Annotated in this window: 1 protein-coding gene; it reads left to right on the top strand. The window is 66.5% G+C overall.

Annotated features, from left to right (window positions below; genetic code table 11):
- Positions 1-165 carry a hypothetical protein gene (locus CUZ56_RS16445; RefSeq protein ID WP_369126775.1) on the top strand — a complete coding sequence of 55 codons (165 nt, stop codon included), beginning with the start codon at positions 1-3 and terminating at the stop codon, positions 163-165.
- The last annotated feature ends 65 nt before the right edge of the window (positions 166-230 follow it).

Consider the following 230-nt stretch of genomic DNA (forward strand, 5'->3'; position numbering starts at 1 on the left):
ATCGAGGCCGGTGTTTTCACCGGTGGCGATCCCAAGATCCTCGGCCGGATGGTACTGGCCGTGGTGATCAGCGTCTGGCGCTGGTACCGCCCGGACGGCGCACTGACCTTGACCGAGATCACCGAAACCGTCACCGATACCGCGGTACGGATGGTGCGCGCCTGATGAACGCTCCGGCACGATGCCGGACCACCGGTTCCGCACCCCCGGGGCGAGGACACACCTACGTC

This window comes from Saezia sanguinis, assembly GCF_003991585.1.
GTDB lineage: Bacteria > Pseudomonadota > Gammaproteobacteria > Burkholderiales > Burkholderiaceae_C > Saezia > Saezia sanguinis.